Below are 21,783 nucleotides of genomic sequence, written 5' to 3'. Positions count from 1 at the left end.
TTTCGGACGGGCTCTCCGGCCCATCCCACAAGAGAAAAAACTTTTTGTGGGACGGGCCGGAGAGCCCGTCCCAGCTATTTTTGCAAGAGGTCTAATATTAATTCCGAGGGTAGGGATTTGATACCACAGGAGTGCAAGTATCTGTATCGTTACAAATATATAGGCAAGCGAGCATGATACTCGCATTCCTAAAAAACGCTTTTTACAAAATGGGGAGGTTCTCAGTTTTTTGAAAAAATATTTAAGCTTTTGTTTCAATATCCCAAATTCCTGCTAATTTATTTAGCATTTTTTGGGCTAACTGTTGGAGGTTGAAATCTGCGGAGAGAACTTTTTCTTCTCGACTAATTTCTCCCATAAAAGCCTGTTGTTCAGGAGAATACTCAACTATTTGGTTGTGAGGATTAATAGGAATACTAGCGACTAATACATCTGCTCCTGCATACCGCCATTTAATGGGCTTGGTAGTTCGGTAAATGCGCTCTAATTGAGCGATAATTTCTGAAAAATTTTGTGTTTCTAAGAGTTGTCGCACTTCTAAGGCTACTGGATCGTCACTTCTCAAAAACTGATTTCCTAATTCCAGACGATAGAGATGATCGATCAGATCATCTAAGTTTTGGAGTTGGGCAATCTGGATCTGGCTTGGCAACGGAGAATTATCCAGTGATGGGGTAAATCCTAGCAGTTTCCCTGAGTCTAAATTTTCGCCAAATTCAACTATTACATAGCCGATTCTGTCTTCTATGGCTGCTGGTGGAACTACGATCGCACTTTCTCCAAACCAAACCGGGCGGCATTCTAATTTACCCATCCCTGGTAACACTAAATCAGCAATATCCCACTGGGCACGGACGACTGGATGCCAACTATCGCCTTGAATTAAATCGGGTTCGTAAGCTTGCCATTTGAGGTAACTATAGACAACATAAACTGCTAAAGTATTCACATAAACTCGTTTGGCAGCCTCATGCTTTGTCAATTCAGGAGCGAGTTGCAGAGTTTCGGCCGCAAATTTTCGAGCAGTGCGGTGAGCATCAGTACCTAGTGGAACTGTCAATAGCGTTGGGTTTGTGCTTTGCATAATTTAATCCTCTCTTGTGTATCCTAGCTCTAATGCGATCGCTTGGAGCAAGGGGCGACAGTTCCTTTCCCAGTGTGATTTTAGAGTTTGGTAGTTGATGTTAAATTCTTTGGCGATCGCAGTAAACTTGTCAGGGGTGGTTTTAAACAGCACCTTTAATGTGAGAACTTGACAGTTACACTCTGGATGATTTTTAGGATGACAGGAGCGAAATTTCCCATCGGGGTCTTCTTGGACGTATTGTTCTAGCTTTTGAATAATATTCTGATAATTTTCTTGCTCTAAAAGTGCGATATAGCCATCCAAACCACTGCGGGTAGGAGTAGAAAAACTTGTTTCTGAAAGCAAATCCAGCAACGCGGTTTCAGTATCTGAGCTTCCTATGGGGGCATCTAAACTGTAGGTGGGCGGTTCAGAAGGTAAATTCAAATCCTTAATGCGCCACTCTAGGTAACTATTTATCCATTGTCGTAGTCGTGTTGAAACATTCGGATCGCTAAGCTTGAACTTTGAGCAAATGCTTTTGTTCACCCATTGCCAGGTTTTATTTAAGGCTTCTAAATAATCGGGATGTGCAGATCGCCGTAGTCCGGGAAGTTCCTGTAGTTCGGCGAGCAATCGGTTCATCGCTTTGCGCCTTTGGGAGCTGTTTTGGGGATACTCGCATACCTCCTCAATTAGTTGGCGCAGCAGTTGATCCATAGGTGTTAAATTAATTATTTGAGTTCTCAACTGATTGTTGCAATCCTTGGAGATTGTCCGCTAACCAGAGGATGCTCTGTGTTCTGCGTGCACCCGAAAGTTATACAGCATATTCCATGTATATTCGGTACACACAACCTTGTCGTAAGTAAGGTGCGTCGCCACCAGTCAATCTGCAAGTTTCATTAAACATGAGCAGCGACGCACCCTACATAACAATGTACCAACAATAGAGCTTTATAGTGTACTTCACGAACCACCGAATATGCTGTAGTTATATCTATTCCGGTTGCACTCCTCATGACTGTTGACTGTTAATCGAAAAACTGAATGATGGTTGAGTGTTGAATTTTGACTCGATTTTACGCCAGACTTTGGAAGCGCGAATATCACAGATTTCAGATTAATTCAAGTGTCGATCGATCGTCACAATCGAAACAGGCCGCAACGCATCAAAACGAGTTGAATTCCCCCCAGCCACAGAACGCGACAATTGCACTTGCACGATTCGGTAACTCCAGTGCGGTTCCCGGCGCACCCGATCGCCCATCCAGCTCAAAACAGTAGCAATATCCTCAAAAGCATCCAAAGCCAGGACGATCGAGCCTCCAGGGAGCAGCCGCAGCGCGCAAACGCCCAAAATTTTAGTCAACCCTCCCCCACTACCGCCAATAAAAATTCGGTGCGGAGGACGCAAGCGGTGCAAGATTTCCGGGGCGGTTCCGTGAATCGAGAACACATTTTGCAGCCCAAAACGGCCATAGTTGAACTCGATCGCAGAAGTACCAGAAACCGTTTTTTCGATCGCATACACCTCAGACTGCGGGAATAAACGAGCAATCTCGATCGACACAGAACCGTTACCAGCACCCACATCCCAGACAACTTGTCCCGGTTGCAAAGCCAATTGTGCCAGCACCAACACCCGCACTTCCCGTTCAACCGTCAAACCAGGCTTGTCGCCACAACCGATAAAAGCTGCATCCGGTATTCCCAACAAAGGCAACTTTTCCAAATCCAAAGGTTCCGTCCCCGCCGGGGACTCCCGCAGCATCACAACCACGCTCAGCGGTGCAAAAGACTCTCCCAGCAAAGCTGACAGAGAACGGAGGCCCACGCGCTCGTCAGCAGAACCCAAATTTTCGCAAACCCAAAACTCGTAGCGTGTAGGCAAATCTAGAGCTTTCACCAAATTTGCCAGGGCCGCCGGAGTATGAGTTTCGTCGGCGAGCACCGCAATTTTCTCGACACCGAGTTTGAGTTTTGCCGTCAGTTCCTCAAAATAACGTCCTTGAGAGCCAACAAAATGAGCGTCTTGCCAAGGGATTTGCAAGCGGTTAAAAGCCAACTGCACAGAACTGACGTGGGGGTGAAAACTCAATTTTTCTGCAGGCAATTGGGCAATTAACAACTTTCCCCAGCCGTAGAACAGCGGGTCGCCGGCCACTAAAATTACGATCGGTCGATCGCGGGGTTCCACCGTCTCCCCAGAGGGATATAATTCGGGTTCAGTCGCCCACCAGCGCCGAATTTCCAGAATTGCTTCGGTCAAATCTTCCAACGCCCAGCGCTCTCCGTCGTGCTGGGGAAAATAGCTTAAATGGCGCTCGCTGCCTATTAGCAGAGCGGCCATTTCTACAACCTGCCGCGCCGATTCGCTCAGCCCAGCAGCTCCATCTAAACCTATACCAACAACGTTTACTGTCACTTTTTAAGCAAAAAGTAAAAAACCAGAATTACTGATTTTTCCTGGTTTTTCATAATTTTTTTCCTTGACTTTAATGTCAAACAAAAATAATTAAAGCATGTGAACAAACCAGACGGTCAACTGAGTACAGTTAGACCGAAGGCTTCTTTTTCCTTTTTTTTCTCATGCTTTTTATAGTGAGGTAGTTCCACCCCCACTTGCTAATATAGTATCAGAGTATTTCCCGAGCATCTTGGGGTATAAAAGAATAATTGTCGGTTTCGGTACCGAAACCCGACGAGCCTTTCATCACGCGGGCGTAATTCCCAACGGGGTACGGGGCCCAGCGATCTGATTAATCCCCTCTAAATATACGCCCGGGACTTCCCGGCTGGTAGTTAATAGGCAATATCCTGACTATTGCCACAGGGGAGAGGGGGAGAGGGGGAGAGAGACTGGGAGAGTGGGAGATGGGGAGAGGGGGAGATGGGAAAAAATCTTCCTTCTTCCTTCTTCCCTCTTCCTTCTTCCTTCTTCCTTCTTCCTTCTTCCCTCTTCCTTCGTTAAAACTCAAAAACAGGCCATTCCGGTTGCCGGAGATAGGTGGTCATGTCGTCAAACTTCCGCAGTTCCACTCGGTTTACGGACAGTTCTTGCGGCGTGTCCAGCCATTGCTCGTTTAACTCTGACAGCAAAGCGCACAAGCGAGCGCGGTCAAGGTTCGGCCCGATGTCCCCAAAATAAGCCAGAGTAATGTGTGCCGTAAGATGATATTGCTGTTCAATTCCCAAAGCCATTAAATCGGGATTTTGATAGATCGATCGGCGAAACTCCAGAATTTGCTTGTAAGAGTTTTCGTCCGTCGGTGCCAAACAAACACCCACAGCTCTAGTCATCACCATCAACCCCAGCACTATCCAGCGAATCGGAGGGCCGCCCGCCAAGGGTTTACAGGCGGCAAAACGATCGGCCATGCGCGAGCGCAGTTGCTCCTCAAATTCGGGATTTTTATCAGAGGCATCTCGAAAAGCGCTGCTCCAAATTAAATCGGCTACGGTTAAATGGAAGGTATCAGGAGGCAGTGCCACGATCGCACCCTCCGCTATTTCCTGCAATATCCGTTGTTGGCTCGAGTGCAAATTACTATAAAATGCAGCATTTTCTGCATCTTCCCCCGCAGGGGGCGTAATCACCGAATAACCTGGAAAAGGTACAGGATTTCTCCGGCCTGCTTCGTCGGGCTTAAATTTTGGAGATTCCTGAATGTGTTCCACCTGGGACTTGTAGGAGTCCAGCAGCGTCATTCGCGCCACCCGATTTACGTAAGCTTGATAAGTATCATCCAATCTTGATTTCCTCGCGGTGACATACTCCCACACCAAATTTTATATTATGGCGCGGGCTTCCAACAGCCCTATTCAGGATATGTTGGACAAGCCTCGCCTGCAACTCTGATTTTTTTGGCTAGTGAGCGTTTATGCAAATTTACCTGTTTTGGGGGGAAGACGACTTTGCGATGGCGCAGGCTGTGACAAGTTTGCGCCAAACAGTCCTCGACCCCAACTGGGCTAGTTTTAACTATGACAAAATTATTGCCGATTCCGCCGGAGCTGTGGTCGAAGGGCTCGATCGAGCCTTAACGCCGCCCTTCGGTACCGGCAGCCGTTTTGTCTGGCTGGCAAATACGACTGTAACGCAGCAGTGCTCTCCTGAACTGTTAGCACAATTTGAACGGACGCTGCCGGTGATTCCCCCTACCACCGTGCTGCTGCTGACATCCGTCAAAAAACCCGACAGCCGGCTCAAATCTACCAAGTTACTGAAAGAGTCCGCCGAATTTCGAGAATTTTCACCGATTCCGCCTTGGAATGACAAAGAATTAGCCCAGCGGGTGCGTCAAGTCGCAGGCGAAATGAACGTAAAATTGACCGCCACGGCGATCGAACTTTTGGCCGAATCCATTGGCAGCGATACCCGCCAGCTATACAGCGAACTCGAAAAATTGCTGCTGTTTGCGGGCAACCGCAGCCAACCTCTGAACCCGGAAGAAGTTGCGGCACTGGTGCACTGTCACGCCCAGAATACCTTCCAGCTAGCCGATGCGATTCGCGAGGGCAATACCTCCGCCGCTTTGGATTTATTGGCAGGCTTAACTGGCCGCAGCGAGCCTGGTTTGAGGATTGTGGCTGGCTTGACTGGTAAGTTTCGGATTTGGCTGTGGGTAAAGGCGATGATCCAAGCGGGCGATCGCGATGATAAAATTGCTCAAGCTCTAGACCTCGGCAATCCGAAACGAGTATACTATTTTCGTCAAGAAGTCAAGAACGCCAGCTTAGAAAAACTGGAAAAAAGTTTGCCCTTGCTGCTAGACTTAGAAGCTTCTTTAAAGCGCGGCCGGGAAGAAATCTCAACCCTGCAAACCAAAGTTATAGAACTTTCTAGCTTGTTTCGCTGATGCGCGACAGGGCACAGGAGCGACCCGTTACTGTAAATTTTTACAACAAATTTCTTTCTTCGGCTATGTGCTTGATGCCGGCTCGCGGGCCAAAAGGTCAATAGATACTAGAAATACTCTCAGAATGCCAAATTAGAAGTTAATGTGGTAAATAAATATTGTCCGCCGAATGCCGATCGGTTAATATTATTTGCCGGCTCTCCACCCCCCCAAAAAAAAGAGCGCTACCCATGACACAACAGAACCCGCGGGAACTGCTCAAGCAAGGCGATCCAAAAGCGATCGCATCTAGCATCAACCGTACACTCAAACCCAAAGGCATCAACGCCGATGTGACGCGGGACAACGGCTGCCTCCACATAATTCTGGAGGCAGACAAAGTACCGGATCAAATGGTATTGGTCGATTTCATCCGCACCGGCATGACGAAGCTGGGACTCGAATCAATTCACACTGTAAAGGTTTACGGGCGTCGAACAGGTGACGGTGAGCCTGCGTGGGAAGATGAAATTGATCTGATGCCTGCAGATTCAATGCCTTACCCCTTGGATAGTGGAATGCCTGACGAATCTGTAGGTTTAGATGATGTCGAGCCAGAAGAGGAAGACTATTATCAAGAAGGAGAATTCGATCGAGATGACGACGAGGAAGACGAAGACGAAGACGAAGATCAAGCCCCGCCTCCGAAAAAACAATTTCCCAAATGGGTAATACCTGTGGGTATCTTAGTACCTCTGGCGGCGATCGCAGGGCTTTTCTTTACTAAAACTTTCCCCTTCGGCGACTCGAACCCAGAACCCATCGCCCCCGAAGCTGCTTCCCCTTCCCCGAAACCCGCATCTCCCGCGTCTAAAGCCGCCGCATCCTCTCCGGGTGCATCTCCGGGCACCCCACAGGCAGCCTCCCCTGCACCAAAACCCGCTCCCACTGCTGCTGCGCCAGCAAGCCCAACTCCGACATCTCCACCACCCAAAGCTGCTGCTGCATCTCCGGCGCCCAAGGCAGCCTCTCCTGCACCAAAACCCGCCGCGCCTAAGCCTGACTCTTGGAGAGAAGCCGTTAACACAGCTCAGAAGGCAGCAATTTCGGCCCAGACGGCTCAGTCTCAAAATGAGTGGATCGCAGTAGCAAGCGAGTGGCAGCAAGCCGTTAAGCTCATGAGATCCGTACCGTCAACCAGCCCGAACTATCAAAAGGCTCAGCAAAAAGCGGCAGAGTATCAGGCTAATCTGATTGTTGCCAACCGCAGGGCGGCAGCAGCGCCTTAAGAGTTTTAAGTTTTGAGTTTTGAGTTGAATACTCGATGTGCTAAAAGTCAAAAGTCTAAAGCCAAAAGTAAAAAATCTTTTTTTACTCAAAGCTTTCTTACCTTTTGACTTTTTTCGATAAAAGTAAGATTCACTGAACAAACACAGCAACAACCCGCTTTCTTGGATAAACCGGGTTGCTAAACACAGAGCTTGATTTAAATCGGTTCTTCCCCTTGATTAAAACGCTGAATTCCTTGATTTTCCTCTACGCACCCAATAGCATCTTTAGGAATATTGAGGATACCTGTAAACGAATTTTGGGTTACTTTCAAAGCTTGTTCCTTATTTTTGTGTTCTGCAAGTTCGCGCTGTAAATTGTCAATAGTCTGTTGAAAGCGAGTCGCTTGTCTGAGCATTTCTTGTTCGGAAAACTCCAGCAATTGCATCAGATTTGCAACTTGAGATTCCAGTAATTTGGTTTCGTAAATATTGTTATTTGTAACAAAGCTGGTAGGATTTTCTGAATATTCAAAAACACTTTGTTTGTCGGGCATGGACAATGCTGTTTTGACACTAAGTGCCAAATCTTTAAACATTTCAGCCGTGCTTTGGGGAATTTTAACTTTCAGGAAAATCACTACCGCAAACACACTTCCTGACGGCAGAAGTCCCCCAAATCCCAAGACAGACTTGACTTGGTAGGGGATAATTAAGGAATTTTGCTCAGGAATAAAGGGGCTGCCTTTTGCCTCTGATACGTGAAAAATATTTAATACTGCGGACTCTAATTGCAGGAACCTTTCTCGCTCAATTCCGAGGAAGGTAGGAATGTCTAAACCAAACTGCCGGATTATTTCCGAAATCGCCGGCATTTGAGCCACTAATTTTGGGCTAACTAATGGAATAGCTGTATTTTTTGCTGCTGTGTGCCGAGAATTCCACTGCGGTTCTGTGCCTGCGGCTGCTAGCAGAGTCCAACATTTCATGTCGGCGGCGGGGGAATTGCCCTTCATCAAGCGGCGCGCAGATTGTTGCAATGAGTCTTCTAATTCCCCGTAGGGATGAGTTTTGAACAAACGCACTAAGGCACAGGTATTTTCTCCAGTTTGCGAATCGCAAAAATGTCGGTAAATATAGTTAACAATCTTCTGGCTGCTGGCTTCCATACTAGCAGTATTTCTACCTAAATGGCGCAGGACTAAGCTGCATTTCGCCATGTCTTGCGGGGTAAATAAGGTAATATCGTACATTAAAAAATGCTCTCCAAGAGCTCAAACACTGTTTTTCATTTATCGTTAAGTCCGCTAAGCCATCCGGAATCCTACTGAGAGTTTTAAACACAGTGTTGGTTGAAATATCTATAAAATTTGCCCCCCAATGCAGCGGTTGTATGGCAGGATACAGAAATTAAGATTAAAGCAAAAAAAATCTATCCCCTAGGGTAGGCCACAAGGAAGAAAAGCCGATGTATAATTTAGCAAACGGTTTTTTACGATAACTCCCCCAGAGGAAAAGAAACAGGGTTTTTCAACGGATATGCCTCGCGTTTGAGTGGGCATTTTCGTAGATAAAAGTCGGTTTCTGGGTAAGCTATCTTCACAGAAATCCTTGAAACTCAAGCTGCAATTTTTGTGGCTGGCGATCGCACGCCGATCAATCAAAAAATGGTACAATTTCGTCAGTCTTGGACGCAAAAACCGGGTTTGCTTACAGAGAAACAACCCGGTTTTTGAGGTATTGGTAAGTATAGCGGTTCTCAAAAAAGTGAGGTATGCCCTATGCCCTATGCCCATGAGTACCTCATCTTTCTGAGAAAGGCTATAGATGCTGTGGTGAAAACTTTTAACTACCCCAAAAAACTCTACTCAGCAGGTTGAGACTTTGCTTCCAGGGCATCTTTAGCAGACAATCCCTGATCTTGAACGCCAAAATACCACAAACTAGCAGCAGCTTCGGCGCGAGTCACGGATTTCTTAGGCTGAAACAGAGTAGTAAAACCAAAAACGCGGCGAATATTCGCCAAATCTCCATTGTTAAAATCAGCTAAAACTGCCCGCGACGCCTGGGAATCAATCTTAGAAGCATCTTGAAAACCCCACTTTTCTTTCACTCCGTCAATGTTAGCTGTCGGTAAAACTTGACGACTATCTAAAGGCACTTTCCAGAGAATCATTGTTTCGCGAGTTAAAGGTGCATCCGGGCGAAATTTCACATCTTTAGTTTCTCCCGAAAGCGAACTCGGAATTACACCGGCTTCTGCTAAACCTTGAATTGCTGAAAAATCCGGGTCTGTTTTGGGTACGTCAGAAAAAGCCGGTTCGCTAGAGTCTACTGCTAATCTAATTTGTTTGGCTTGACGGCTAGCATAAATCTGATTGTTAGCTGCTACTAACCAGCGGGCGTATTCGCGGCGAGTGATAATTTTGTTGGGTTTGGGCAAAGTGGTGGCAGTTTCTAAATTAGCACTTTCTGCGGCTCGCACTTTCAGCACTTCCAACTGACTTAAATCTGCCACATACTGCCGCAACTGTTGAGGAATTTGGCTTTCTTGTTGGCTAACTTTTGCTGATTTTGGCGAGGCAGATGGTGTTGGAGTAGTTCCCTCGGAATTAGATGGAGTTGGTGAAGCGGTTGGAGATGCGCTAGACTCGGAATTATTAGGTTGGGGACTGGCTGCAATTTCGGGGCTTTCTTTGCTGTAGTCGATCGCAAATTCTGTAGAACCCCCTACTTTCTGAGTAGGAGAAAGCGACACTGTTACCCGTAAATTATCTCGCGTTGCTACCAAAGAACCTTGTCCCTCGGCGGTGGGGCGGCTGACTATTTCCCAGTTGCGACGCCCAAACTCTGTGGAGTAAAAGTTCTGTACCGAATTCACAGGATCTGTGCTCTCCCAGCGCAGCCGCACATTTTTTGGCAACGAATCTGTTTGCCCACTAACTTCGATTAACTCAGCATTAGGATAGAGTGGAATCTCTGTAGGGAAATCGGGAGGAAGTTTGGCGGTAGAGTTTGTCTCAATTGCTGTCGCTGGTGGCGGGGAAGAGAAAACCACTGGATTTTGTTTTAATGTCGGATCGGCGGCTAAAGATTCTTCGAGTGCCTTGCTGTTGGGGCTGTTTGCACAAGCTGTGACAGCAGCCAGCAGACACACCGCTAGCCAAGTATTTACAGCAGCGAGTATATTGGTTTTATTGGTTTTATTGGTTTTACTGGTTTTAGCTGGCGATCGCCCTTGAGAGTTGCGTCGCCGTTGAGTAAATATAATATTCAGCATAAATCCCCCCTTTGCGGATATATTTCTAGGCTAGCGCAGATCGATCGGTCAAATATATTTCTTAACCAAATGAAATTTCTGTATTTACTTCTAGCTACTGCTACATTACTTGTATTGCCTCTCAAATTTGCCCGTCCCGCTGCATCTCAACCAGCCCCGCTGCGGACAGCCATTCCGACGGCAGAGTGGCAGCCATTTTGCTCAGCGATGGGTCAGTTTGCGATCGATATGCCGGGAAATCCCAAAATTAATTCCGAAATTTTTTCAAATCAAATTATTGCTCATACATACCGATCGAACTTAAAAAATAAAGAAACTTATTTGCTTCAATACTTTGACCTAGATTTTCGGATGAGGAACAATAATATCAATAATATCAGAATTACTTTAAATAATGCCGTTGATTTATTTGTAGTGGGGGCGAATGCTAAATTGTTGCAAGTGCGGGATATTTCCCTCGGAGGCTATCCGGGAAAAGAATTTGAGTTTCAGCCGCTTTCCCCCACTGAACCTGTAGGTGTAGGTCAAGTTTTTTTTGTGGAAACGCGCGTTTACGGGCTGGTTGCCACTACCCCAGAACCCGAAAATGCTCAAAAATTTCTCGACTCTTTTCGTTTGTTTTGAAGCAGGAAGTTTTACAATGAGTAGTGTAGCGAGATTTAACAGATTTAATGGAGGGATGTTGAGGGAAGAAGTCCCAGGTTCGAGGTTCGAGGGAAAAATTAGTTGGGAGTGGCGATCGAATTTATTAATAAAACTTACGCATTTAAACTTGGTTTATAGGAAAATATTGGCTTTGGTAACGAAAAATGAAGCTATCTACCGAGTTTCTGAGGAATAATGCGGTCAGAACTCATTAAGGATCGTGGATTAAATAACTTCCGTAGTAGGTTGGGCCCGTGGAACGAACCCTCCGTTTCACTCCGCCCAACAATCAAGCTTGGGGTTGGGTTTCGTGCCTCAACCCAACCTACAAAAAATGCAAGTTATTTAATTCTCATTCCTAAGTTAAATGTGACTTAATACCTTATTTTGTTTTTTGTACTCTATCTAACGGTATAGATAAATTTTACACCTGTGGAGCGATGTAGATACTTCCTCAAGTTTATATATTTGATATAAGGATTTTTAAATCGCAGAAAGCACAAATAAAGATGCTGTCTTGATCCATCTGGCTCCCATCTGGCTTAACGAAGGCAGGGAAGTCAGGCTCATCGAAAGCTTACCCGGAGGGTATTAACCTATTATGAACAAACTAACACCCATTCTCCTCAGCGGCATCCTATTATTTGGAGCTGCTGCTTGCAGCGAGGGGGCTAAAACTAGCGCTGATGCTCCTAATTCTACCACAGAAAATACCACTAGCCCGCCTCCAGCCGAGACTGTTCAAAAAACTCAGGGTGACGCAACTAGCGATATTCGCAAAGCACAAGCAAATTCTGATATCAGGGCCAGAGAACAGCGCAACAATGTGACGGGTGGCGATGCCATCAGAGCCGATGGCGACCTGCAAAGTGAAGTACGCTCCAAGTTAGAAGTAAACATCACTAAAGGTCAGCTAACTGTTGACGCAAAAGATGGGCTTGTCACCGTAGGTGGCACAGTTCCCAATCAAGCTGATTTAGCTAAAATTGAGCCACTAGCTAAAGAGATTAAGGGTGTCAAACAGGTGAATGTTACGGCTGTTGTCGCCCCTGCTGCACCCGCATCGCCTAGCAGCAATCAATAAATTAGCAGGAAGAATTGCGAGGGAAAGAAGGGAAAAGGATGTAGTTATCTAGGAGAGAAGTCTGAGGGAAGAGGGTAAAGTTGGGCATTGTAAGATGGCTTTCGGAGCGGATCGCAAGGCTTAGGTGACTCTCTAGGGAGAGTGGGGTTTTAAGTGAAAGAGTTTAAATTGAATTTACAATTTCCGCACTCAAAACTCGCGCAATACCTGCAACTTCCCCTTCCCAATTTCCGATTTCCCATCCCGGACAATTAGTTGGAAACCAACCTGAAGATAGAGCGGGAAGTTATTCCCAGCGACCGATGAAAATTGTTGGGAAAAAATGACTAAATGTGATTGATGGCAGAGCATAAATTCTGTGGTTGTGTAAAAGTAGTATATTTTTCAGGAGAAAAAAAATGGCTTTAGGTCAACACAAGCGAGCTGTAGGAGCATTTTCTAATTACCGAGATACGGAACTAGCCCTGATGGAACTGCAAAGTACCGGGTTTCCGATGAATAAAGTTTCGGTAGTTGGCGAAAATCTCGATCGCAGCCAAATTGCCGGCGCTAGCACTGGTACTGGTACTGGTACTGGTAAGGGTACCGACGACAAGGTGGGCGGCGGCGCAAAAGCAGGCGCGACAGCGGGAGTCGTGACGGGTGGTTTGATTGGGTTACTCGGAAGCATTGGAGCGCTAGCGATTCCAGGAGTTGGCCCGGTGATGGCGGGGGGTGCGATCGCAACTCTGCTGGCAGATACTGTAATTGGAGGCGCGATTGGGGCAGCAGCAGGCGGTTTGGTAGGCGGTTTGGTCGGCTTGGGAGTTCCGGAAGAAAAAGCTAAGGCTTATAACGATCGCGTCTCGCGTGGAGAATATTTGGTATTCGTAGAAGGAACAGATGCCGAACTTGCCACAGCCGAAGGAATTATGACTGTGCGGGGCATCCAGGATTGGGGCATTTACGATGTGCCGACAGACACCGGCCGCAGAGCTTCGGGTCGCCAGAAGCGCGCCGTGGGAGTGTTTTCAACCCGCCGCGAGACGGAACACGCACTGGGAGAACTGAGAACTGCCGGTTTCGACATGAATCGGGTTTCGGTCATCGCTAAGGATGCTGAGTCTAAAGGCGACATCGCAGGCATTGACGTACACGACAGCGCGGACAACAAATCCGATGAAGGGGCCACAAAGGGCGCACTCACAGGTGGCACTTTGGGCGGTTTGACAGGCTTGTTGGTAGGTCTGGGCCTAGTGGCAATTCCGGGAATCGGGCCGATTATGCTGGCAGGAGCCTCAGCTACGGCGATCGCCACTACACTCGCCGGTACGGCTTTGGGTGCGGCAGCAGGCGGCTTGATCGGAGCTTTAGTCGGTATGGGAATTCCCGAAGAGGAAGCTAGAGCATACAACGATCGCGTGGCAAGAGGAGATTACTTGGTACTGGTTGACGGCAGCGAAGCAGAAGTCGCTAAAGCTGAAACCATTCTGAGCCGCGGAGGCATTCAGCATTGGAACACCTACGACTATAATAATCCCAGCGTCGATAGCGCTCGGGCTGATTACGGCGCACCGGGCACTCCAGGGGTTGATACTACCGCTGGTGTTTACGATCCAACTTATGGCACTACCGGCCGCCCTCTGATTTAATACTTCAGAGTTTGTTTGGTTATTGTTTCTACTTTCTGCAAAGTAGTCGCACTCGCGCGATCGGATTGTGGAAAGTGAGCGAACCAGGACGGGCGAGCTAGCGGTTTTGCACTTCGTCAGTAAAATTATCTCAAAAGTCGGCTTTTTCTCTGAAAGCCGACTTTTGTTTTGTTCTGAAAACTTAAAAAAGCCACCGGTCAAAAGTTTAATTTTGATTAGGGGCCCAGTCCGTGAGCTGGGCTTTGCGCCGGAGGATCGATCGGCTCCCTTAATTTTTATACCCTAAATCCGCAGTGTTTTTTGAGTCTGTAACACTCACTACAGCTCGATTGCAAACCCTGTAGTATTATCAAATTTGATGACATAAATTACAGCAGATATTGCCCAGTTAGTCAAAGAGCGACTATCTTTAATTATGGGGTGGCTAATTTCACCAACTTATACAGGTGAAGTATCCAGTCCCGCGCGCCCAGAAATGCCTGCGGTGGTCGGCAAATATTAGAATAGTAATAATTGTCGGAGCCTTCGGGCAACACTTAGGCTGGTCATTAGTTGGCTGTAGCAGCCGAATTGCCGTTGGCAAGACCTGCTACAGGAATACAGTTTTTCTGGGAATGCCTCAGCGAAACATTTGAGAAGCCCAGGAACAGCTTTTATGTCCGGGAGCGCGTCAGGTGTCCGGTGTTCTGTTAATTAGAACCGCAAGCGCTCATGGATCGAGTAAAGATTAACAGCAAGCACAGCAGCGCGGGAGCACAATGGCTCGCGGCGTCTTTTTTCGCGAAATCTCAGGCTCAGGGCAGCGTATTGTTTGCTTTGCCTGGGACTCGCTCAGCACTCCGAGGGAAACAGCCTTCCTGTGGGATTTCACTGGCGCGCAGCACAGTGGGGGGAGGTGAAACTAGCTGAGCTGACCGGGCTCTGCTTTCATGGGCGATCGAAGATAAAAGGCACTTATGTAGAAGGCATTTGGGGTTGAAGCTCCGATATCTTGTTTCTTGATTGCACTAATAAATTCGATCGCCTGTAGTGGCAAATTATCGGGTCAGAATGCGGCGCGGATGCCGCCAGCAATACCCCCAATATTCGAGCGACCTTGACAAGATCGATCGACAAATTCTCGGTATTTTGGTAAATAGTTAGCAGTTAATAGTTAGTGATTAGCAGTTAGTATAAATACAACTAACAATTAACAACTAACATCAACCGCCAACTAATTACTAGCCCCATAAGACTTACAGGGCTTACAGGCGGCGAGCAACTCGGTTTCTTCAGGACTGCCGCGCTGAAAACACCCAGATTATTTACGACAAACCGGGTTTTTCGTGAGTTATAACTAGGTGAGCGGGGTGATGCTAGGAATCAACCAGTTTTGACAATTGTTAATGTGGCAGTATAGGTTTAAAAAACTTACGGCCAAACACGATAGTACAAATTTTCAGACAACATAGAACATCGAGAAATTAAGGAAACTCACTCAATTTTTTTATGAATTTCACTGAACTTTTAAGTGCCGATGAACTTTTAACTAGACATAGAAACGGGGAACGAGATTTTCGAGGGGCTAACCTCATTGCAGCTCATTTGAGTGAAGCTAATCTCAGTCGAACAAATTTGAGCAACGCTAATTTGAAAGGCGCCAACTTAATTAAAAGCAAACTGATTGGAGCTAATTTAAACGCCGCCGACTTGAGCGGGGCTAATTTGTCTAAGGCGAAATTAATTGAAGCTAACCTCGGTAGTTCTAGTTTAACTGGAACTGTGGCGATCGCCGCAGATTTTAGCGGGGCAAATCTCAGCGGAGCAATATTGTCTCAGGCTGACTTGAGCAAAGCTGTGATGACGGGAGCGAGTTTAGTAGGAGCTTGTTTGCTAAGCGGCTCGAAACTAACGGAGGCTAATTTGAGCGGGGCGACGCTGAGCCGAGCAATTATGAGCGGCGTTGATTTAAGCAGAGCAAATCTGACTAGAGCGATTCTCAGCGAGGTAGATTTGACCGGGGCGAACCTGAGCGGAGCAACTTTAACTCGGGCTTATCTCAATCGCGGAAATCTCAGCGGCGTCAATTTAGTTGGGGCTTGTTTGAGCGAAGCAAGTCTGCGGGAGGCTTCTATTAGCGCTGCTAATTTAAGCGGTGCTGACTTGAGCGGTGCTGACTTGCAATCGGCCAATCTAAATGGCTCTAATTTGAGCGGTGCCGACTTGCAGGGAGCTAATTTGAGTAAAGCTAATTTAAATGGTTTGATTCTGCACAATGCTGATTTGAGGGCTGCGAATTTGAACAAAGCTTCTTTGCGGGGAGCTAATTTGAGCGGTGCGAATTTGGCAGGCGCTAGCTTGCTGGAAGCGGATTTGCGGGGGGCGAATTTGAGTCACGCCAATTTGTCTGGAGCGGGTTTGCTGCTAAGTTCTCTGACAGGGGCGAATTTGACAGGAACTAATTTGTCCGAGGCTAATTTGATTGGGGCGAGCTTGAATGTTGATAATTTGAATGAAGCAGCTTTGGGCGGCGCAATTTTGCCGAATGGAGCTACTCACAGCCGGGATTGATATCGATTCCGGTTGCACTCCTTATCATTGTTGACTGTTGACTGTTGACTGTTGACTGTTGACGGTTGAAGGAGGGGTTAAAAAAATGAAAATTGCGCGAATTATTTGTTGGCATTGGGATTCGACTTTACGCCCTACTATGAAGCGCGGATTTGATATCATTCCGGCGCAGCAGGAATTGATATGAGGAGTTGATTAAGGGAAAATAGTTTTGAGTTTTAAGTTAAATAATCTTTAATTTAAAACTCAAAACTTTTGACAATAAAGAATTCAGGAGCCAGGAGTCAGAATTGAGTAATTGGTTGTGCGAGGCGGGTTTATATATAGCAATCCTAAATGATTCAGATAAATTTGTAGGGGTAGTGCTACCCCTACTCCCCGTGCCTACCCCCTATCTATCGGGCAACCACGGGGGGATTGCCCCTACAATAATTATGCAAATGATTTAGGATTGCTATAGATTTTCGATCGCAGACAATCTATTAAAATTCGCAGTCAGCGATTCAGTTTCCTTAGCAATGTCACGATTGCTTGGACTAACTCATTGGGTTCGACAGGTTTTGCAAGATGACGTTGAAACCCAACAGCAAGAGCTTGGTTCTGATTAAAGTCTCCAGCATAAGCAGTCAGGGCGATCGCCGGAATTTGCCCGCCCTGCTCTGGTGGTAGAGCTCTCACTTGCCGCACTAGCATATAGCCATCCATATCCGGCATTCCGATGTCGCACAGGAGGATATCGAAGGGTGTGGTTGAGAGCAGTTGCAGTGCCTCGATCGCAGACCCAAGGGCAGTCACTTTGGCTCCGGCTTGTTGGGCTACAAACGCCACAAACTCGCGTGAATCCGGTTCATCATCCACAACCAACACGCGCAGAGAGGCAAGGTGAAGATCGTTCGATCGAACTTCAGTTGTATCGGCAACTTCTTCAACCCGATTCGCGGTATGCAAGAGGGGAAGTTCAACGGTGAAGGTGGCTCCCTGTCCTTCACCCCTACTTTCAACCCAAATTCTGCCACCGTGCATCTCAACAACTTGCCGTGCGATCGCCAGCCCCAATCCCAAACCCCCAAATTTACGAGTTGTGGCTCCATCCTCTTGCCGAAAATGCTCAAACACATAAGGCAGAAAGTCAGGATTGATGCCTTTTCCAGTATCGGTGACAAGAATCTGGGCATGAGTTCTACTTTGGGTTAACCTAACGCTAATTTGCCCGCCTTGAGGGGTGAATTTCACCGCATTGGATAAAAGATTCCAGATTACTTGCTGCAAACGCCCGGAATCGCCAATTACCATTCCCTGGGAGGGTGAAAAGGTGGTTTGAATTTGCAGTGACTTGGCTTCGGCGGCTAGTCGAACGGTTTCTAAAGCGGCCGAGATCACCATATTCAAGTCAACAGACATCGCATTCAAACTCAGTTTGCCGCTCAGAATGCGGGAGATGTCGAGCAGGTCATCAATCAGTTGTAGCTGGAGTTGGGCGTTGCGTTCGATCGAGGCAAGGGCGCTAGCCGTTTTTGGAGCGCCCAGTTTGTTTTGCTGCAACAGCTTCGACCAGCCGAGAATAGGGTTGAGGGGCGTTCGCAACTCATGAGACAGCACTGCCAGAAACTCGTCTTTAATGCGGTTGGCACGTTCGGCGGCTTCTCGTGCAGTCTGTTCGCGTTGCAGGAGTTTTTCGCGTTCACCTTCCATGCGCTTGCGATCGCTAATATCTTTGAACACGACGGCAACTTTTCGGGCTTCTGGCTGCCCGGTGCGGCAAGCATAAACGTCAAACCAACGGTTCAGCGCTTCGGAGCCATTTTCAAAGCGAACGGATTCACCCGTCAGGGCGACTTGTCCGTAAACCTTAATCCAGTGGTCTTCAATATCTGGAACTAACTGACGCACCGTTTTACCAACGGCTTGTCGAAGTCCTGTTTGTTGCTCGAAGACAGGATTGATTTCCAAGAAGCGGTAGTCGATCGGCGTATCATTGGCATCAAATAGCACTTCAATGATGCAAAAGCCTTCATCGATCGACTCGAACAGCGTTCGATAGCGTTCCTCCGATTGGCGCAGGGCTGCTTCCGCTTGAATTTGATCGGTGACATTCTTGAAATAAACGGTGATTCCCTGTGCGGCAGGGTAGCTGCGGACTTCGTACCAACGATCGTGGTCGGGATAAAACGCCGTCAGTGACGCAGGCAGGCGATCGCGCATGGCGCTCCAGTAGATCGGCTCAAACTCGCTACCAATCAGTCCTGGGTATTCTTCCCATAAATTCTTGCCAATCAAATCACCCGGAGTGCGATCGAGCAAGGTTTCGGCAAATTGATTGACGTAGGTGAACCGCCAGTTCTCATCCACGGCAAAGAATGCTTCACCAATGCTCTCTATAATATTCCGGCTCTGCTCCTCGCTTTCACGCAAGGCTGCTTCCGCCCGTTGGCGCTCGTTTTCGACGCGCACGCGCTCGGTGATGTCAACGGCAGCACCGTAAATCACTTGTTCTTCTGGGTGCGGCTGGGCATTCCAGATAAACCAGCGATAGGAGCCATCTTTGTGGCGGTAACGGTTTTCAAACGTAAAGGTTTTGTTACCGGAGAACAGACTGTCGGTTTCTGCAATGGAGGTGTCCAAGTCGTCCGGGTGCACAAACTCAGTCCAGGGGCGGGATGTCATTTCGTCTGGTGTCCAGCCGAGGGTTCGTTCAAAGGTTGGGCTGACCCAGTGGAAATACCCGTTTATGCCCGTAATCACTTGCAAATCCGAACCGACGGCCAGAAACCGTTCCCGTTCCTGCTCAATTTTTTTGCGATCGTTGATATCCCGGAAGAAAAGAGACAGCCCCGTCGGTGAAGGATAAACGTGAACCTCTAGCCACAAATCAAACGGCGCATAATATTCCTCAAATTCCACCGCGATTTGCTCGCTGAGCGATCGGCGACACTGGATTTCAAACTGATTGCCGATCGTGCCTGGGAAGGCTTCCCACATCGTTTTGCCCAGCATTGCTTCTAGGGGGGTTCGCGACACTCGTTGTGCCGATTCGTTGGCGTAGATAAAGCGAAAGTCGAGATCCATTGCCATAAACGCATCGGTCACCCGCCCCAAAATGGTTCGCTCTCGCACAGTTGCTTCCTGTCGTAGCCGTGCCAGCTTCAAACTTGCTTCTACCCTTGCCAGCAGTTCACGCGCCGAGAAGGGTTTAATCAGATAGTCGTCGGCGCCGGCTGCGAGTCCTTCAATACGCGCTTCTTCGCCCGCGCGGGCTGATAATAGAATGATGGGAATGTCTTGGGTTGCGGGATTAGAACGCAGCGATCGCAACAACTCAAACCCATCCATCCCCGGCATCATCACATCTGTCAATACCAAATCGGGTGGATTCTTCTCAATGGCAGTCAATGCGGCAATGCCATCGGCGACGGTTTGAACAATATAAGAACCGCTCAGGAGTCGTCGAATATAATCGCGCATATCAGCGTTATCATCGGCCAGGAGAATTTTAGATTTTAGATTTTGGATTTTAGATTGAGCGGGTTGATTGACGAGTTCATGAGTGGATGGAGCCATGCTCGATTCTTCTAATCTAAAATCGCCTTCTGGCAACCAGCGTTGAGCTTCTTCGATATATGGCATCGCGCCTAACGCCGTTGATGCTAACCTGCGACTGGCACCAATGCGCTCCGGCTGCAGATGAGCTGTTCCGGTGGGAATCGTCACTGTAAAGCAACTTCCCAGTCCAAAAGTGCTGGTGACATCGATCGCTCCCCCATGTAGTTTGACGAGTTCTTGTACTAGCGATAGCCCAATGCCGGAACCTTCAAAACTCCGCCCTTGCGAGTTTTTGATTCGATGAAATCGCTCAAATAAATGCGGTAGTTCTTCGGACGGAATACCGACTCCTGTATCTGCAACTGATAATTCAACACAATTTTCGCCGCACTGCAATCGAACAGTAATTGTTCCCGCTAACGTAAACTTAAAAGCATTTGATAATAGATTGAGAACAATTTTTTCCCACATCTCGAGATCGATATAAATCGCTTCGGGCAAGGGTGGACAGTCAACAATTAGCGACATTCCCACCCGTTCAATCAGCGATCGAAACGTGCTGGCAAGTTCCGCCGTATAGGTTGCCAAATCTACAGGTTCATAAGCGGCCTGGACTCGACCTGCTTCGATGCGTGAGAAATCGAGCAAGCTATTGACGAGTTTGAGCAGTCGCATTCCGTTACGCTGCACCAACTGTAATTGTTCGCGTTCTTGAGGTGGAATTGTTCCATTCAAATTCGCGATCGTTTCTTCCAACGGCGACAGCATTAAGGTCAGCGGCGTGCGGAATTCGTGCGAAACATTGCTAAAAAACGTGGTTTTGGCGCGGTCTAACTCAGCCAGTGCTTCGGCGCGTTTGCGTTCTGCTTCATAGGCTTGGGCGTTCGCGATCGCTGTTGTCACCTGCCCTGCCATCAAGTCAAAAAAACCTTTGTAATCATCATCAAACGTTCTCAGCGGACTCACTCCCGCAATCAGGAACCCGAAGGTTTCTCCCGATCGAGCTAGTGGTAGAACTACCGCTTGATGAGGAGACCCGGACCACGCGCCGCCCGGTAAAAGTCCAAATTGCGCCTCCAAATCTTCAATGATTCTGCTTTCGCCCGTCTCCATGACTTGCTTCAATTGCCACTGGCACTTTTGGGCGGATGTAAGCTCGATCGCCTCACAAGAGGCTCCGGTTCCGGCTGCTAACCTTGTTGTACCCGCGAGTCGTGCGATCTCGCTTTCGCCATCGAGTAGATAAAACAGCGCAAACGGGATGTCATAGGCGTTATTGGTCAATACGGTGGCGGAAATCTCGCAAGCTGCTTCTTGCGTCTTGGCAGTGACTGTTTCTGCTGCTAATTCGCGCAGCGTTGCCAAGCGGCGATCGCTCAAAACGCGCTGAGTGTCCTCGCTACAGGCGCAGAAAATGCCCCCTACTGGGCCATCATCATTCGCCACCGGACTGTAGGAAAAGGTAAAGTAGGTTTCCTCTGTATACCCGTTGTGCTCCATTACCAGAAGCAATTCTTGATTCCACGTCGATTGTCCCTGGTTCAAAACCGCTTCTGCTTGCGGCCCTACCGTGTCCCAGACTTCAGCCCATACCCGTGACGCAGGCTGACCTAGTGCTTGCGGATGTCGCTTGCCGAGGACAGGAATGTAAGCATCGTTATAAAAGTTGGTCATCTGCTGTCCCCACCAGACGAACATGGGGTAGCGAGAGCCTAAGATGATCCGAATCGCGGTTTTCAAGCTTTGAGGCCAGGTTTCAACGGCACCAAGGGCAGAAAGCGACCAATCGTGCGATCGCATCAGCATCGCCATCTCGCTATTGCCTGCAAAAATCTGTTCAACGAGTTGATACTGCTGGATCATGCGCTTGTCTTTCCA

At 47.9% G+C, this 21,783-nt stretch carries 14 protein-coding genes; 7 read left to right on the top strand and 7 right to left on the bottom strand.

What is annotated here, in order from left to right; all coding sequences use genetic code 11:
• Positions 1-241: 241 nt before the first annotated feature.
• The 4 genes from QUB35_RS07055 to QUB35_RS07040 all read right to left on the bottom strand — a co-directional run bounded on the left by QUB35_RS07055 (position 242) and on the right by QUB35_RS07040 (position 4,777).
• The gene (locus tag QUB35_RS07055) at positions 242-1,084 is read right to left on the bottom strand and encodes a DUF1822 family protein (RefSeq protein ID WP_333140643.1); all 843 of its coding nucleotides are present in this window, start codon (positions 1,082-1,084) and stop codon (positions 242-244) included.
• Positions 1,085-1,087: 3 nt separating this feature from the next.
• On the bottom strand, positions 1,088-1,786 hold the full coding sequence (locus QUB35_RS07050) for a hypothetical protein (RefSeq protein ID WP_333140641.1): 699 nt from the start codon (positions 1,784-1,786) through the stop codon (positions 1,088-1,090).
• A gap of 403 nt (positions 1,787-2,189) precedes the next feature.
• Positions 2,190-3,494, bottom strand: a complete 1,305-nt coding sequence (cbiE, locus tag QUB35_RS07045) for a precorrin-6y C5,15-methyltransferase (decarboxylating) subunit CbiE (protein ID WP_333140639.1) — start codon at positions 3,492-3,494, stop codon at positions 2,190-2,192.
• 542 nt (positions 3,495-4,036) lie between these two features.
• Positions 4,037-4,777 (bottom strand): DUF1868 domain-containing protein, encoded by a 741-nt coding sequence (locus QUB35_RS07040; RefSeq protein ID WP_333140784.1) that lies wholly within the window; start codon positions 4,775-4,777, stop codon positions 4,037-4,039.
• 173 nt (positions 4,778-4,950) lie between these two features.
• Between QUB35_RS07040 and holA the strand changes: the two genes are divergently transcribed.
• Both holA and QUB35_RS07030 read left to right on the top strand, forming a co-directional pair.
• Positions 4,951-5,928, top strand: coding sequence for a DNA polymerase III subunit delta (gene holA / locus QUB35_RS07035; protein WP_333140637.1), 978 nt, complete (start codon positions 4,951-4,953; stop codon positions 5,926-5,928).
• Between the two features lie 230 nt (positions 5,929-6,158).
• Positions 6,159-7,196, top strand: a complete 1,038-nt coding sequence (locus tag QUB35_RS07030) for a hypothetical protein (protein ID WP_333140635.1) — start codon at positions 6,159-6,161, stop codon at positions 7,194-7,196.
• Positions 7,197-7,393: 197 nt separating this feature from the next.
• Here QUB35_RS07030 and QUB35_RS07025 read toward each other — a convergent pair whose 3' ends face one another.
• Positions 7,394-8,428, bottom strand: a complete 1,035-nt coding sequence (locus tag QUB35_RS07025; protein ID WP_333140633.1) for a histidine kinase — start codon at positions 8,426-8,428, stop codon at positions 7,394-7,396.
• A gap of 611 nt (positions 8,429-9,039) precedes the next feature.
• On the bottom strand, positions 9,040-10,455 hold the full coding sequence (locus tag QUB35_RS07020) for an S-layer homology domain-containing protein (protein WP_333140631.1): 1,416 nt from the start codon (positions 10,453-10,455) through the stop codon (positions 9,040-9,042).
• A gap of 69 nt (positions 10,456-10,524) precedes the next feature.
• Here QUB35_RS07020 and QUB35_RS07015 point away from each other — a divergent pair, with 69 nt between their 5' ends.
• From QUB35_RS07015 to QUB35_RS06995, 5 genes are all read left to right on the top strand, one after another.
• Positions 10,525-11,079: a hypothetical protein gene (locus QUB35_RS07015; protein ID WP_333140629.1), complete on the top strand. Its 555-nt coding sequence runs from the start codon at positions 10,525-10,527 to the stop codon at positions 11,077-11,079.
• Positions 11,080-11,095: 16 nt separating this feature from the next.
• Positions 11,096-11,296, top strand: a complete 201-nt coding sequence (locus tag QUB35_RS07010) for a hypothetical protein (RefSeq protein ID WP_333140627.1) — start codon at positions 11,096-11,098, stop codon at positions 11,294-11,296.
• A 405-nt stretch (positions 11,297-11,701) separates the two neighbouring features.
• The gene (locus QUB35_RS07005; protein ID WP_333140625.1) at positions 11,702-12,184 is read left to right on the top strand and encodes a BON domain-containing protein; all 483 of its coding nucleotides are present in this window, start codon (positions 11,702-11,704) and stop codon (positions 12,182-12,184) included.
• A 398-nt stretch (positions 12,185-12,582) separates the two neighbouring features.
• A complete protein-coding gene (locus QUB35_RS07000; protein WP_333140623.1) occupies positions 12,583-13,815 on the top strand; it encodes a histidine kinase in 1,233 nt (410 codons plus the stop codon).
• A 1,488-nt stretch (positions 13,816-15,303) separates the two neighbouring features.
• A complete protein-coding gene (locus QUB35_RS06995; RefSeq protein ID WP_333140621.1) occupies positions 15,304-16,365 on the top strand; it encodes a pentapeptide repeat-containing protein in 1,062 nt (353 codons plus the stop codon).
• 495 nt (positions 16,366-16,860) lie between these two features.
• On the opposite strand, the gene QUB35_RS06990 is transcribed toward QUB35_RS06995, so the two are convergent.
• Entirely contained in the window at positions 16,861-21,768 is a 4,908-nt protein-coding gene (locus tag QUB35_RS06990) for an ATP-binding protein (protein WP_333140619.1), read from the bottom strand.
• Between the last annotated feature and the right edge of the window lie 15 nt (positions 21,769-21,783).

This window comes from Microcoleus sp. B13-B6 (assembly GCF_036705405.1).
Classification (GTDB): Bacteria; Cyanobacteriota; Cyanobacteriia; order Cyanobacteriales; family Microcoleaceae; genus Microcoleus.
The sequence above is the reverse complement of the archived record's forward strand: the minus strand, read 5'-3'. Positions and strand labels throughout refer to the sequence as shown.